The organism is Streptomyces sp. f51 (assembly GCF_037940415.1).
Lineage (GTDB): Bacteria > Actinomycetota > Actinomycetes > Streptomycetales > Streptomycetaceae > Streptomyces.
In genome coordinates, this window is record NZ_CP149798.1 from 1,456,620 (window position 1) to 1,470,304 (window position 13,685).

12 protein-coding genes are annotated in these 13,685 nt (G+C 73.2%); 4 read left to right on the forward strand and 8 right to left on the reverse strand.

What is annotated here, in order from left to right:
• Positions 1 to 340: 340 nt before the first annotated feature.
• Both WJM95_RS06535 and WJM95_RS06540 read left to right on the forward strand, forming a co-directional pair.
• On the forward strand, positions 341 to 1,867 hold the full coding sequence (locus WJM95_RS06535) for a S8 family serine peptidase (RefSeq protein WP_339128538.1): 1,527 nt from the start codon (positions 341 to 343) through the stop codon (positions 1,865 to 1,867).
• A gap of 125 nt (positions 1,868 to 1,992) precedes the next feature.
• Positions 1,993 to 3,447, forward strand: a complete 1,455-nt coding sequence (locus WJM95_RS06540) for a CoA transferase (RefSeq protein ID WP_339128539.1) — start codon at positions 1,993 to 1,995, stop codon at positions 3,445 to 3,447.
• Between the two features lie 62 nt (positions 3,448 to 3,509).
• On the opposite strand, the gene WJM95_RS06545 is transcribed toward WJM95_RS06540, so the two are convergent.
• From WJM95_RS06545 to WJM95_RS06580, 8 genes are all read right to left on the reverse strand, one after another.
• Positions 3,510 to 4,553 (reverse strand): zinc-dependent alcohol dehydrogenase family protein, encoded by a 1,044-nt coding sequence (locus WJM95_RS06545; protein ID WP_339128541.1) that lies wholly within the window; start codon positions 4,551 to 4,553, stop codon positions 3,510 to 3,512.
• A gap of 39 nt (positions 4,554 to 4,592) precedes the next feature.
• Positions 4,593 to 5,264: a lysoplasmalogenase gene (locus tag WJM95_RS06550; RefSeq protein ID WP_339128543.1), complete on the reverse strand. Its 672-nt coding sequence runs from the start codon at positions 5,262 to 5,264 to the stop codon at positions 4,593 to 4,595.
• The gene (locus WJM95_RS06555) at positions 5,261 to 6,148 is read right to left on the reverse strand and encodes a sterol desaturase family protein (protein WP_339128544.1); all 888 of its coding nucleotides are present in this window, start codon (positions 6,146 to 6,148) and stop codon (positions 5,261 to 5,263) included. Before WJM95_RS06555 ends, WJM95_RS06550 begins: the two co-directional genes overlap by 4 nt.
• A 191-nt stretch (positions 6,149 to 6,339) precedes the next feature.
• On the reverse strand, positions 6,340 to 7,050 hold the full coding sequence (locus WJM95_RS06560; RefSeq protein WP_339128545.1) for a VIT family protein: 711 nt from the start codon (positions 7,048 to 7,050) through the stop codon (positions 6,340 to 6,342).
• A gap of 50 nt (positions 7,051 to 7,100) precedes the next feature.
• Positions 7,101 to 8,306: an amidohydrolase family protein gene (locus WJM95_RS06565; RefSeq protein WP_339135392.1), complete on the reverse strand. Its 1,206-nt coding sequence runs from the start codon at positions 8,304 to 8,306 to the stop codon at positions 7,101 to 7,103.
• Positions 8,307 to 8,410: 104 nt separating this feature from the next.
• A complete protein-coding gene (locus WJM95_RS06570; RefSeq protein WP_339128546.1) occupies positions 8,411 to 9,694 on the reverse strand; it encodes an amidohydrolase family protein in 1,284 nt (427 codons plus the stop codon).
• A 9-nt stretch (positions 9,695 to 9,703) separates the two neighbouring features.
• Positions 9,704 to 10,588 carry an SDR family NAD(P)-dependent oxidoreductase gene (locus WJM95_RS06575; protein ID WP_339128547.1) on the reverse strand — a complete coding sequence of 295 codons (885 nt, stop codon included), beginning with the start codon at positions 10,586 to 10,588 and terminating at the stop codon, positions 9,704 to 9,706.
• Complete coding sequence (locus WJM95_RS06580) at positions 10,588 to 11,385, reverse strand: acetoacetate decarboxylase family protein (RefSeq protein ID WP_339128548.1); 798 nt, start codon at positions 11,383 to 11,385, stop codon at positions 10,588 to 10,590. The genes WJM95_RS06575 and WJM95_RS06580 overlap by 1 nt, the downstream gene beginning before the upstream one ends.
• Before the next feature lie 908 nt (positions 11,386 to 12,293).
• Here WJM95_RS06580 and WJM95_RS06585 point away from each other — a divergent pair.
• Positions 12,294 to 13,292: a DEDDh family exonuclease gene (locus WJM95_RS06585; protein WP_339128550.1), complete on the forward strand. Its 999-nt coding sequence runs from the start codon at positions 12,294 to 12,296 to the stop codon at positions 13,290 to 13,292.
• Positions 13,293 to 13,370: 78 nt separating this feature from the next.
• Positions 13,371 to 13,604 carry a hypothetical protein gene (locus tag WJM95_RS06590; RefSeq protein WP_339128551.1) on the forward strand — a complete coding sequence of 78 codons (234 nt, stop codon included), beginning with the start codon at positions 13,371 to 13,373 and terminating at the stop codon, positions 13,602 to 13,604.
• Positions 13,605 to 13,685 lie beyond the last annotated feature (81 nt).

Sequence of the window (13,685 nt, forward strand, 5' to 3'; positions counted from 1 at the left end):
CTCGTACCGGCCCGTATCACGTGACGTTCTGTCATCGATCGTGTCCGCTCCGTGATCCGAACCGGGGGCTCGATCGTCCACGGGCTCCCTGCCCAAGGTCACGGCGCCACGCGTGGACCGGTTCAACCCGCCCCGCTTCTTTCACGGGCCGCCGCGCGTTCCCGGCGGCGCGCGGGGGTCGGCGCCCCGGGTCCCGCGTGTCATTCGGAAGTCGTCGGCGCAAGTCATTGCTGGCCCGGCCGGCGGCGGGATAGCTTCTGCCTGCGCCATTCCGTCATGTACCTGCCCGAGCACCATCCGTGTTCGGGCAGCTCCGTTTTCCGGATGATGTGGAGATCCCATGGCTCATCTGCGTTCCAGACGCCGTCTCGCGCTCGCGGTACCGGTCGTCCTGTCGCTCACCGCCTCGCTCGGCTTCCTGCCGGGCGCCGCCTCGGCCGCACCGTTCACCGCCCCCGCCGTGACGACCGCGGACGGGCCGAACCTCTCCTATGTGGTCAACACGACGACGGACCACCGCACGATCGCGTCGGTGGAGAAGGCGATCGCGGCGGCGGGCGGCAGCGTCGTCATCGCGTACGAGCAGATCGGCGTGATCGTCGTCCACTCCGCGAACCCGGACTTCGGCCGGCAGATCCGGACGGTACGGGGAGTGCAGTCGGCCGGGGCCACCCGCACCTCGCCGCTGAAGGCCGCGGGCACGACGGACGAGGGCGCGGTGCAGGTGCTGTCCGCGGCCGAGGCGGCCAAGGTCGCGAAGAAGGCCGACGCGGGCCAGGAGCCCCTCGAGGCCGACCAGTGGGACCTGCGCGCGATAGGCGCCGACAAGGCGGCCGCGATCGACCCCGGCAGCAAGAAGGTGACCGTCGCCGTCATCGACGTCGGTGTCGACGACACGCACCCCGACATCGCGCCGAACTTCTCCCCCTCGCAGTCGGCCAACTGCGTGGGCGGCAAGCCCGACACCACCTACGGCTCCTGGCGCCCGGTGGACGCCGACCACTACCACGGCACGCATGTCGCGGGCGAGATCGCCGCGGCCCGCAACGGCATCGGCGTCGCGGGCGTCGCGCCGGGTGTCAGGGTCTCGGGCATCACGGTGGCCGAGCCCGACTCCACGCAGCTGTTCTACCCGGAGAGCGTCGTGTGCGCCTTCGTGTTCGCCGCCGACCACGGCGTCGAGATCACCAACAACAGCTACTACGTGGACCCTTGGCTGTACAACTGCGTCGACGACCCCGATCAGAAGGCCATCGTCGACGCCGTCAACCGCGCCCAGCTGTACGCCCAGCGCAAGGGCACGCTGAACGTCGCCGCGGCGGGCAACTCCAACGACGACCTCGACGCGAACGCCTTGACGGACGCGTCCAGCCCCGACGACTCGACCGCCACCACGCGGACGGTCGACCCGCACAAGTGCTATGACATCCCGACCCAGTTGCCCGGTGTCGTGACGGTCGCCTCGACCGGCGTCAAGGGTGCCAAGTCCTACTTCTCCAGCTACGGGAACGGGGTCATCGACGTCGCCGCACCCGGCGGCGACCGCTACCAGATCCCGGACACCCCCTCGCAGAACGGCCGCATCCTCTCCACGCTGCCGAACAACACGTACGGCTTCCTCCAGGGCACCTCGATGGCGACCCCGCACGTCGCCGGTGTGGCCGCCCTGCTGAAGTCCACGTACCCCTGGGCGACGCCCGCCCAGCTCCAGCTCCTCCTCAAGGCCGAGGCGGACAACCCGGGTTGCCCGACCGCGCCGTACGACGGCAACGGCGACGGTGTCGTCGACGCGACCTGCGTGGGCGGCAAGCACGTGAACGGCTTCTACGGAGCCGGCATCGTCAACGCCCTGCGCGCGGTCAAGTAGCGCCCGCCGCACCTCCCGTGGCCCCGGCCTCCGCCCTGCGCGGCGGCCGGGGCCACGCGCCGTCGGGGCCGCCTGCCGTGTTGATCGCGTCCACACCGCATAGTGCCGGTATGACACATGCACCGATGACCGCTGTGTGGGAGGAGCTGGGCGGAGACCCGGCGCTGCTCTCCGGGGTTTCGACCGTGGAGCGGGCGGGAGCGCTGGAAGCCGTCCTGCCCGCAAGGGAGTTGGCGCGCGCGTGCGTGGGCGCCTGCGCGCTGGCCGCCGCCGAACTGGGGGCCGGGCGGGCCGGGCTCGCGCGGGTGCCGGGGGTGAGGGTGGACGACGGAGCCGTCGCCACGGCGTTCGTCAGCGAACGGCATCTGCGGATCGACGGGCGCGCTCCGGTCGGCTTCGCTCCGCTGTCCCGGTTCTGGCGGACCGCGGACGGCTGGGTGCGGACGCACGCGAACTACCCCCATCACCGGGCCCGACTGCTGGACGCGCTGGGGGCTCCGGACGACGCTGACGCCGAGGACGTGGCCGCCCTGCTCGCGGGGCGCTCCGCGCGGGAGGCCGAGGAGAGCGTGTACCGGGCGGGCGGGCTCGCGGTCGCGCTGCGCGCACCGGAGGAATGGGCGCGGCACGAGCAGCGGCTCGCCCTGGCCCGCCGACCGCTGATCGAGCGGGACGGGGTGCCCGCGCCTGGAGGCGCCGGCACCCGCGCCCTCCCCCCGCTGCCGGACGGCGGCCCGCTGCTGCCCGCCGCCGGGGTGCGGGTCCTCGATCTGACCCGGGTCATCGCGGGCCCGGTCGCCACCCGCACGCTGGCCCTGCTGGGCGCCGACGTGCTGCGCGTGGACGGGCCGCGGCTGCCGGAGGACCCGGACGCGCACGCCGACACGGGGTTCGGGAAGCGCTCGACGGTCCTGGACCTGGCGGCCGACCGGGGCGCCTTCGAGGAGCTGCTGGCGTCGGCGGACGTGGTCGTCACCGGGTACCGGCCCGGCTCCCTCGACCGCTTCGGGCTCTCTCCCGAGGCGCTGGCCGAGCGCGTTCCGGGTCTCGTGGTGGCGCAGGTGTCGGCGTGGGGGACGTACGGGCCCTGGGGCGGGCGGCGGGGCTTCGACAGCCTGGTACAGGTGGCCACCGGGATCGCCGTGACGGAGGGATCGCCCGAGCGGCCGGGCGCACTGCCGGCGCAGGCCCTGGACCACGGCACCGGGTATCTGCTGGCGGCGGCCGTCCTGCGGGCGCTGACCGGGCGGGCGGAGTCGGGCCGCGGCGGCGTCGTACGCCTGGCGCTGGCCCGCACGGCGATGTGGCTGACGGACGGGATCGGGCGACGGGAGGCACCCGGCTCCGCAGCGGACGCCTCGCGGCGGAAGCCCGGCACGACGGCCGACCCGTCACCGGGCTGCCAGCCGGACCCCTCGGCGGGGGAACCGTACGACCGTCCCGACGCCTGGCTGTCCGAGCGGAGCAGCCCCTTCGGGCGCCTCGGCCACGCCCTGCCCCCCGTCTCCTTCGAGGGCGGCCCGGCCGACTGGTCCCGCGCGCCGGGCCCCTGGGGGACGGATCCCGCGCGCTGGGCGTGAAGGGGCCGGGAACGACCGGCGGCCCCGGGAATCCTCCCCGGGGCCGCCGTACGAGGTCCGGGTCAGCCGGTGACGAGCACCTTCAGGGCCGTGCGCTCGTCCATCGCCTTGTAGCCCTCGGGGACGCCGTCCAGGCCGACGGTCATGTCGAAGACCGGCGAGGGGTCGATGGTGCCGTCGAGGACGTCGGGCAGCAGCTCGGGGATGTAGGAGCGCACCGGGGCGACCCCGCCGCGCAGGGCGATGTTCCGGTCGAACATGACGCCCAGGTCGAGGCCCGTGCCGCTGCCGTGCGGCACGCCGACGAAGCCGATGGCGCCGCCGTCGCGGGTGATGTTCACCGCGGTGCTCATGGACTGCTCGGTGCCGACCGCCTCGATGACGCAGTGGGCGCCCTGGCCCCCGGTCAGCTCGCGGACGGCCTCGATCGCCGCCTCGCCGCGCTCGGCGACGACGTCCGTGGCGCCGAAGCGGCGCGCGATGTCGGTGCGGACCTGGTGGCGGCCGAGCGCGATGATCCGGTCGGCGCCGAGCCGCTTGGCGGCCAGGACCGCGCACAGGCCGACGGCACCGTCGCCCACGACGGCGACGGTCGAGCCCTTGCGGACACCGGCGCCGAGAGCCGCGTGGTGGCCGGTGCCGAGGACGTCGGACAGGGTCAGCAGCGCCGACAGCAGGTGGTCGTCGGAGGCCGCCTCCTTGGGCAGCTGGACGAGGGTGCCGTCGGCGAAGGGGACGCGTACGGCCTCGCCCTGGCCGCCGTCGTAGCCGACGGAACCCCAGAACCCGCCGTGCACGCACGACGTGGTGAGCCCGTCACGGCAGTAGTCGCAGACGCCGTCGGACCACATGAAGGGCGCCACGACCAGGTCGCCGCGACGGACGCCGGACACCTCGGAACCGGTCTCCTCGACGATGCCGAGGAACTCGTGCCCGATCCGCTGGCCCGGCTGCCGGGCGGCCTCGCCGCGGTACGCCCACAGGTCGCTGCCGCAGATGCAGGAGCGCAGCACGCGCACGATCGCGTCCGTGGGCAGCTGCACCATGGGCTCCGGCACCTCCTCCACACGCATGTCGAACGGGGCGTGGATGGTGGTGGCGCGCATGGCGAGGATCCTTCTCGTGCGGAGCGTGGTGAGATGCGCTCAGGGGGTGGTTGAGCGCATCTCACCGTACGCCGCCTCGGGCGCGCGTCGCACCGCGAGGGGGTCCAGCACCCCCCGGACCAGCAGAAACTGGGCCGCGATATAGGTGAACATGATCCAGAAGGACGCCATCGGGAGCTGCGGCCAGTCGGCGACGCCGGTGGCGATCAGGGTGTCCGAGAGCATGAAGAGAGCGCCGCCGACCGCCGCGACGGGCCCGAGGCGGGTGGCCCCGTACGCCATCGCGGTCAGCAGCAGGCTGTAGCCGGCGACGGGGACGCGCAGGCCGGCCGGCAGACCGGGCCACAGCAGCACGACGAGGACGACGAGAGCCGTGGCGTACGCGAGGACGAGCCGTGCGTCCCGTACGCGTGCCGTCCGGCGGAAGAGCACGAGGTAGCAGACGTGCCCGGCCGCGAAGGAGGCCATGCCGGCCAGGAAGGCGGGGTCGGCGTCGGACAGGAGCGCCAGGTCGCCGCACCAGCCGAAGAGCAGGGCCGCGATGAGCAGCCGGGGCGCGCCGCGCACGCCCGCGTACACGGCGAGCAGCGGCATCAGGAGCATCTTGGCGATCCGGTGCGCGGGGTCGATTCCGGCGAGGAGCCCGAGGAGGTCGGCGGCCGCCGCCAGCGCGAAGCAGACGAGCAGGGCGCGCGCGGGACGCGGGCTCACGCGACGGACTCCGTGACCGGGGCCTGCGTGACGGGGTCCTGCCCGACGGCCGGGGGCGCGGGCTGCCAGCCGGGCCCGCCGAGGAGCCGGCCGGCGCGCTCGCGCCAGCTCGCCGCCGCCCGCAGGTCCCTGGCGATGGCGGTGTACTCGTGGGTGGCCACGCGCAGCGGGTTGTACGTGGCGATGTTCTTGGTGAGCCCGTAGACGGGCCGTTCGGTCTCCGCGACGAACGATCCGAAGAGCCGGTCCCAGACGATGAGGATGCCGCCGAAGTTGCGGTCCAGGTAGCCGCCCTGGGAGGCGTGGTGGACGCGGTGGTGGGAGGGCGTGTTCAGGGCGAACTCGAACCAGCTGGGCATCTTGTCGATGCGCTCGGTGTGGATCCAGAACTGGTAGACGAGGCTCACCGAGGAGCAGAAGGCGAGCGCGGCCGGGTGCACCCCGAGGGCGATCATCGGGAGGTAGAACGGCCAGGAGGTCAGGCCCGTCCAGGGCTGGCGCAGGGCGGTGGTGAGGTTGAACTTCCTGCTGGAGTGGTGCACGACGTGGCAGGCCCACAGGAGGCGGATCACGTGGTGGCCGCGGTGGGACCAGTAGTAGAAGAAGTCCTGGGCGAGCAGCATCAGCGGGATCGTCCACCACAGGACGGGCACCCGCAGCGGCGTCAGCGCGTAGACCGCGCTGTAGATCGCGACGATCGGGAACTTCCACAGGAAGTCGAAGAAGAGACTGCCGAGTCCCATGCCGAGGCTCGTCGCGGCGTCCTTCTTCTCGTACCCCGCGGCGTCCTCGTCCGGATGGATCCGGACGCTGATCATCTCGATCACGGCGAGGAGGATGAACGCGGGGATCGACAGCACCACGACATCGGGGAGGTTCGGCATGGGTGAACCGTAGATGCGCTGGTCGGCCGCGTACAGAGGTCGTTACCGATAAGTATTACCGGCGGTATGCGCTTGCTTCTTGGTGCTCTCCGCCAAAGCCCGTCCCGCGCCCGGCCGTACGCGCGCACGCCGACGGCTCCGGACAGGGTCGTACGCGCGCACGCCGACGGCTCCGGGCAGGGTCGTCACGCTCACACGCCCGCCGCTCCGAGCAGGGCGCCGGCCGCGTAGGTCACCGCCATGGCGAGCGCTCCCCCGGCCGTGTTGCGCAGCACAGCGCGCCGCGGGTCGGCCGAGCCCAGCCGTGCGCTGCTCCAGCCGGTGAGGGCGAGCGCGGCCAGCACCGAGACCACGGTGACGCCGAGCCGCCAGCGCTCCGGCGGCAGCACGATGGCCAGAAGGGGCAGCAGGGCTCCGGCGGTGAACGCGAGGAAGCTCGCCCAGGCCGCGTGCCACGGGTTGGTCAGGTCGTCGGGGTCGATGCCCAGTTCCACGGAGGCGTGGGCGCGCAGGGCGTCCCGTTCGGTGAGCTGGACGGCCGCCTCGCGGGCCACCTTCCGGGACAGGCCGCGCTGTTCCAGGAGTCCGGTCAGCTCCTCCAGCTCGGCCTCCGGCGCTTCCCTCAGCTCCCGTTTCTCCGTGGCGAGCGCGGCCAGTTCCGAGTCCCGCTGGGTGGAGACCGACACGTACTCGCCCGCGGCCATGGACATCGACCCGGCGAGCAGTCCCGCGATGCCCGCGGTGAACAGGGCCGCGCGCTCGCCCGTGGCGCCCGCCACGCCGACGACGAGGCCGGCGGTGGAGACGATGCCGTCGTTGGCGCCCAGGACGGCGGCCCGCAGCCAGTTCAGCCGCGAGCCGAGGGTGCCGCCGTGGGCCTCGTCGTGCGTCGGTTCCGTCACAGGGGGAGGATCGCACCCGGGGCGCCACCGGGGACGCACCGACCCGGAGTTCACCACACGCGCACCGAGCCTCCTCTCGCGAACACCGGGCTCGTCGCGTCGGCGGGCGGGACGTCGAGGGGCTCGGCGACCTCGGCGACGGTGGGACCGGTCTTGGCGGCGATCGCATCGAGATACGCGAGGTCGAAGCCGTAGACGCGGGCCGCGTTGCCGCCGACCATGGCGGCGACCTCCTCGCGCGGCAGACCCGCGTAGGCGAAGCGCAGTGCCTCGCGGGTGTAGGGGTGGGTGCCCTCGTCGTGCGGGTAGTCGCTGCCCCACATGATCTTGTCGAGGCCGATGCGTCCGCGCAGCGGCACCTCGTGGGGGCGCATGAAGCTGGCCCCGACGAAGCAGTTCTCGCGCCAGACCCGGGAGGGGCGTTCGCCCGCCGTCGCGGCCAGCCCCGCGCCGAACTTGGACTCGGCCGTGGACGCCCTGTCCGCCGCCGCGACCAGCCGTCCGTGGTAGTAGTCCAGCATGTCGAGGATCCCGGGGATCCAGCCCGATCCCTGCTCGGTCAGTACCAGCCGCAGACCGGGGTGCCTGCGGAACGCGCCGCCGAACACCAGGTGCCACAGCGCCCGGTGCGAGAACCAGGTGGTCTCCACCATGTAGACCGCGCGGGCCGCCGGTTCGTCCCCGAGCGGCGGCGAGGCGGATCCGGCGTGGTGGTTCACCGGGACGCCCAGCTCGGCGCACGCCGCCCAGATCGGGTCGTACGTCCGCGAGTACAGCTCGGGCAGTCCCGAACCGGGGGGTGTGCCGGGCAGCAGCACTCCGCCCCTCAGGCCCGCGCCCACCGAACGGTGGATCTCCCCGACCGCCGCGTCGACGTCGTTCAGGAGGATCTGGAAGACGCCCGCGCGCCGGCCGGGCGCCGCGGCGCAGAAGTCGGCGAGCCAGCGGTTGTGGGCCCGCAGCCCCGCCCAGCGCCGGTCGAGCTCCGCCGCCGTCGGGGCCGGTGCCATCAGGGAACCGGAGGGGAAGAACGGCGGGATGGTGTTCGGGAACACCACCTCCGCGACGATGCCGTCCTCCTCCAGCTCCGCGATCCGCCGCCCGGAGTTCCAGTTCCGGTCGGCGGTGTCGGCGAGCAGGTCCTCGTAGGGGTTGACGTAGTCCGCCGCCCAGGCGTCGAACTCCTCGTGGTACCGGCGCTCCAAGTACGGCTTGTAGTCGAGGAGATCGGCGCCCGCGTGGCAGTCGGCGGAGATGACGGTGTAGCGGTCCTCGGCGTCGAAGGCGCGCCCGGCGCCGTCGGCTCGTCCCGCGTTCTCGGTGTTCTCGGCGTTCTGGGTGTTCTGGGTGTTCTCGCTGGTCACGGGTTCACCCCCAGGACGGGGAAGTCGTGGTCCGTCAGCCAGTGGCGGCCCACCTCGCGCGAGCGCGCCCAGGACGCCTCGACCGCCGGCTGGTCCTCGTCCTGGCCGAGTTCGGCCGGGGTCGGACCGATCCTGCGGGCCAGCGGGGCGAGCGCGTCGGTGTCGAAGCCGAACACCTCGGCGGCGGCGAGACCGAGCATGCGCCGGGTCTCCGCCACCGGGATGTCGTGGAAGGTCCTCGCCAGCCACGCCCGGGTGTCGGGCCAGGTGCCCTCCGGATGCGGGAAGTCGCTGCCCCACAGGATGTTGTCGACGCCGATCTCGTAACGCTGGGCGAGTTCACGGCGCTTGGTGTTGGTCGCGCAGACGAACATCTGCCGGTCCAGGTACTCGTGCGGGGGCCGCTTCAGCTCCGCGAACGGCGACAGCTTCTTGCCGCCGTGCGCGCCGAGGTAGAGACGGTCCATGAACCACAGCAGGTTGGGCAGCCACCAGCAGCCCGACTCGGCGATGCCGAACCGGAGTCCGGGGTGCCGTTCGAAGGCGCCCGACCAGAGCAGGAACCACAGGGGGCGCGCGGGCCACCAGGTGACCTCGGAGACGTAGATGCCCAGATGGTCGCCGTACTCGTGTCGCGGGGCCGCGCCGGAATGGGTGAGCACGGGCATCGAGCACTCGGCGGCGGCCGCCCACACCGGGTCGTAACGGCGGTCGTGGTAGGGCTCCTTGTCGACCCACATGGAGGGGATCATCAGCGCGCCGAGACCGGACTCCTTGGCCCGGTACACCTCCGCGACGACGGCCTCGGTCTCCCCGGTGACCGGCAACAGGGCGACCCCGCAGTGCCGTTCGGGATGCTCGGAGACGAAGTCGGCGAGCCAGCGGTTGTGGGCCCGGGCACCGGCCATGCCGAGCCGCGGGTCCTGGTCGCCGGAGAGGCCGAGGCCCACACCGAACGGGGCCGCGGTGCGGCTGTCGACGGCGTCCGCGTCGGGGAAGACGACCTCGGCCGCCACCCCGTCGCCGTCCAGCTCCTTGAGGCGCTGCGCGGTGTCCCAACCACCGCGCAGACCCTCCTCGTTGTCCTGGAACCACTTGTCCGCGAACGCCTCGTTGCGGATGCCGAGGCGGTTCATCTCCTCGCGGCGCCGGCCCTGGCCCGCGAGGAACTCGTCGAAGTCCCGGTGGAACCGGGAGTCCAGATAGGGCCGGTACTCCTCGGTGGGAAGTCCGGCGTGGCAGTCGGAGGAGATGATCAGATACGGGTCCTGTTCGCTCACCGCGCCCCCTCAGTCGAGGATGAAACTTTCCAGGTACGACGGATCGGCCCGCTCCAGCATCGACCGCGACCTCGCCCTGATCTGCCGGTCGCTGTGCTCGCTCTGGGGCAACAGCCAGAAGCGGCCCTCGCCGATCCCCTCGGCGACGAGGTCGGCGACCTCCTCGACGGGGGTGAACCGCACCTCGTGCCCCGCCTCGTTCATCGCGGCCTCCCACTGGGCGAGGCTGCGGTACGGGGTCCTGCGGGGCCGCTCCTTCGCGTACCGCGCGGGCCGGTTGCGGTGCGACTCCCACAGGCCCGTGCGGAGCATGTGCGGCCCGGGGAACAGCACGGAGGCGCCCACGCGCGCGTGCTCCGCCTTCAGATGCGCGTACAGCGACTCGGTCAGCGTCACCACGGCCGCCTTGGTGACGGCGTACACGGAGGCGGTGGGCAGCGGGGCGATCCCGCCGTCGCCGGACGAGGTGTTGACGACATGGCCGGGCTCGCCGCTCGCGAGCATCCGGGGCACGAACGCCTGGACACCGTGGAAGACGCCCCACACGTTGACGGCGAACGCCCACTTCCAGTCGTTGGGGTCGTGCTCCCACATCCGGCCCTCGGCGCCCGAGCCGACACCCGCGTTGTTGCACAGGACGTGCACCGCGCCGCAGGTGGCGTACACGTCCTCGGCGAGCGCGAGGACCTCGGCACGCTCCGAGACGTCCACCACGCGCGCGTGGACGTCGGCGCCGTCCTCGCGCAGCTCCCCGGCCGCCTTCTCCAGCGCGCCCTCCTCGACGTCGGCGAGGACCACCGTCAGGCCGTCCGCGGCGAACCGCCGGGCCATCGCGAGCCCGACGCCGCTCGCCGCGCCGGTGACGACGGCGACCTGTCCCGCGCGCAGTTCCATCAGACGCTCCCCTCGGGCGGGCCGTCGAGGATCTGCCGCGGATCGTCGTAGCGCTGGTGGACGTAGGGCAACAGGGCCTGCGCGCTCACGCGTTCGGCGACCCGGCCCCGCTGTGCCGAGGTCTTCTCGCCGAAGGTGATCTCCACCGGACCGCGCACGGGCAGGTCGGCCACCGGGTCGTACATCGACTCGCGCAGGACGACGTCCCCGGTGACCCGCTCCAGTCTGCGGACCTTCTCCTCGCGCAGGCAGTGCACCAGGACCGGATCGGCGTCGAAGCCCGAACCATCCACCGCCGGAAGGAACTTGAAGTAGAAGTCGGTCTTCTGCGCGGGCTCCGGCAGCGGCAGGGAGCCGCTCACCGCGCCCCGCACCTCGACGAAGGCGATGCCGTGCCGGGCGAGCACGCCCCGTACGACGAGCCCGTCGCGCTCGACGGTCACCTCGCCGAGCTTCTTGGGCTCTCCGAAGACCTCGCGGCCGCCGATCAGGGCCCGTTCGTGGGTCATCGGCATGACCAGCGGATACCAGCCCTCGACGTCCCCGTGCGCGGCCGCGACGGCGAACGAGCCCGCGCCCAGCGGGTATCCGGGCAGATCGACCTTGCTGATGGCGACCCGCACCAGGGGCCGTGCGGTGGGTTTCAGCGGAGGCGGCAGAACCGCCGCGACCGCGTCCGGGTCGCTCTCCCAGACGGCCACAAGGCCGGTGGACCAGATGTCGGGGAGCCGGGAACTCGCGGTGCGCGCGGCGGTGATCTCCGCCTCGGTCCGCGCGCCGTACCTCACTCGTGCCATGTCCGTACCGCCCTTCGTAGGCGCTACCTGCTGGGGCGCGCAGCACGCTTGCACCGCACGGGCGAAAGGTCCATAGCCGTGCGCGGACCGGGATCCGCGGGCCCGTCGCGAGCACCGACCAAGCCGTCGCACGGACCCCGGACGTCTTGGGTGGCCCCGCGGGGGGGGGTGCAGTCACCGCCGGGGGGATCCGGCGACGGCCGAGGGCCTGGTCGCCCCGGAGGCCGCGCCGTTCGGCCGGGGGCCCTCGGGAGCCTCCCGCCACACCGGCGCACGCGCGCCGCCGTGCGCCCGCTGCTCGCCGCGCACCTCGGCACGGAACGGGCGATCGTCCACTCCGGGGACCTGATGGCGGCTCCGGCGCGCGACGGCGCGACCGAGTACGCCCTGCCCTCGCAGGACGGGCCCGAGGCCTCGTACGATCCCGCACGGTGCGTCAGCGCTACGGCCTGGAGGGCGACTCGCGCGTCCCCCGACGAACGGTGGCAGCGCACGCGCGCGGGGACGCGTCGGACACCGCCTTCGCCGCCCGGATCCGGACGCCGAGCCCCGGCAGTGGCGACGGCCGGGCCAGGGCGAGGGGATCACCGCGGAGGCGGTCGGCCGAGGGCCGGAGGGGCTCGCCGCGGAGGCCTCCGCGAGGCAGCGCGTGCTCGCTCGCCCCGGTGCGCGGCGGCGTCGCCCCCGAGGGCGCGGGCCGCTCCGTGTACGGGCTGCCGCCCGGCCCGGTCGGCGGCCTCGGTCCGACGCCCCTGCCGGCGGGCGACCCGGTGGCGGCGCCCGGCCGGGCGTCAACGCCGCGCCCGCCGGACCCGGTTGCGGGGCCGTGCGCCGATGGCCCGGCGGCGGCCGCGGATCGGGGAAGGCGGGGGCCGGTGTGTCAGTCGGGGCCCGTATCCTCATTGACCATGCTCGAAGACCTCACGACCGCAGCGTCCCCTGCCTCCTGGCCGGCCGCGTATCCGCAGGGATACGCGGTCGTCGACGTGGAGACCACAGGGCTGGCCCGCGACGACCGGATAATCTCCGCCGCCGTCTACCGGCTGGACGCGCGCGGCGAGGTCGAGGACCACTGGTACACGATGGTCAATCCGGAGCGCGACCCGGGCCCGGTGTGGATCCACGGTCTGACGAGCGAGATGCTCGAAGGGGCGCCGCTCTTCCACGAGGTGGCCGAGGAGTTCGCCGCCCGGCTCGCAGGGAGGGTGCTCGTCGCGCACAACGCGGTCTTCGACTGGTCGATGATCGCGCGGGAGTACGCGCGCGCGCAGCGCGAGGCCCCGGTGCGCCAGCGCCTGTGCACCATCGCGCTCTCCAAGGAGCTGGCCCTGCCCCTGCCCAACCACAAGCTGGAGTCGCTGGCCGCGCACTTCGGTGTCGTGCAGCAGCGGGCCCACCACGCGCTGGACGACGCGCGCGTGCTGGCCGAGGCGTTCCGGCCGAGCCTGCGCGCCGCCGCGGAGGGCGGGGTGCGGCTGCCGCTCCTCGAATGCCTGCCGCTCAAGGAGTGGTCCGACAGCGCCGCGGCACCGCGGATCGGACGGCAGGCCGGGAGCCCGGGGTCCGGCGGCTACCCGTCGGGGAGTTGGCGCCCCTCCCGCAAGCGCCCCGCGTGCCCCCATCCGAACCCCGGACGGTACTCGGCGGACAAACCTCTCAAGCAGGGCATGCGGGTCGCGTTCTCCGGTGACACCTCCGTCGACCGCGAACTGCTGGAGGACCGGGCGGTCGAGGCCGGGCTGCACGTCGCGACGAGCCTGTCCCGGCTCACCAGCCTGCTGGTGACCAACGACCCGGACTCGCACACGTCAAAGGTGGTCAAAGCCCGACAGTTCGGGACACCGGTGGTCGACGAGGCCGCGTTCGGCCAGCTTCTGCGGGACGTCGAACCCGCGTCGGAAGGGTGACGGACGTACGGGTGATTGACGGGCGACTCGCCCCGCGCCCTCTCGCCCGCGTCGCCCCCGCACCCCACCCTGTGGCGCATGGCGAGATGCGAAGTATGCGGCAATGACTACGGAATGACCTTCGAAGTGCACGCCCAGGGCGCCGTGCACGTATTCGACTGCTTCTCCTGCGCGATCCACCGGATGGCCCCGATCTGCGAGCACTGTCGCGTGCAGGTCATCGGCCAGGGTGTCGAGGTCGACGGTCACTGGTACTGCGGCGCGCACTGTGCCCGCGCGGAGGGGAAGGCGGGGATCGTCGACAAGGTCTGAGAGCCCCCGCCCGTCCGCCGGACGGGGCACCGAACGGCCCTCGGCGGGACCCTCCCGTCGGGGGCCGAATCATGCCGAGTA

What these genes read in the sequence shown, in the direction of transcription:
- WJM95_RS06535 (WP_339128538.1), top strand. Translation starts at nt 341, where the DNA reads ATGGCTCATCTGCGTTCCAGACGCCGTCTCGCGCTCGCGGTACCGGTC.
- WJM95_RS06555 (WP_339128544.1), bottom strand. Translation starts at nt 6,148, where the DNA reads ATGCCGAACCTCCCCGATGTCGTGGTGCTGTCGATCCCCGCGTTCATC.
- WJM95_RS06545 (WP_339128541.1), bottom strand. Translation starts at nt 4,553, where the DNA reads ATGCGCGCCACCACCATCCACGCCCCGTTCGACATGCGTGTGGAGGAG.
- WJM95_RS06540 (WP_339128539.1), top strand. Translation starts at nt 1,993, where the DNA reads ATGACCGCTGTGTGGGAGGAGCTGGGCGGAGACCCGGCGCTGCTCTCC.
- WJM95_RS06580 (WP_339128548.1), bottom strand. Translation starts at nt 11,385, where the DNA reads ATGGCACGAGTGAGGTACGGCGCGCGGACCGAGGCGGAGATCACCGCC.
- WJM95_RS06585 (WP_339128550.1), top strand. Translation starts at nt 12,294, where the DNA reads ATGCTCGAAGACCTCACGACCGCAGCGTCCCCTGCCTCCTGGCCGGCC.
- WJM95_RS06575 (WP_339128547.1), bottom strand. Translation starts at nt 10,588, where the DNA reads ATGGAACTGCGCGCGGGACAGGTCGCCGTCGTCACCGGCGCGGCGAGC.
- WJM95_RS06590 (WP_339128551.1), top strand. Translation starts at nt 13,371, where the DNA reads ATGGCGAGATGCGAAGTATGCGGCAATGACTACGGAATGACCTTCGAA.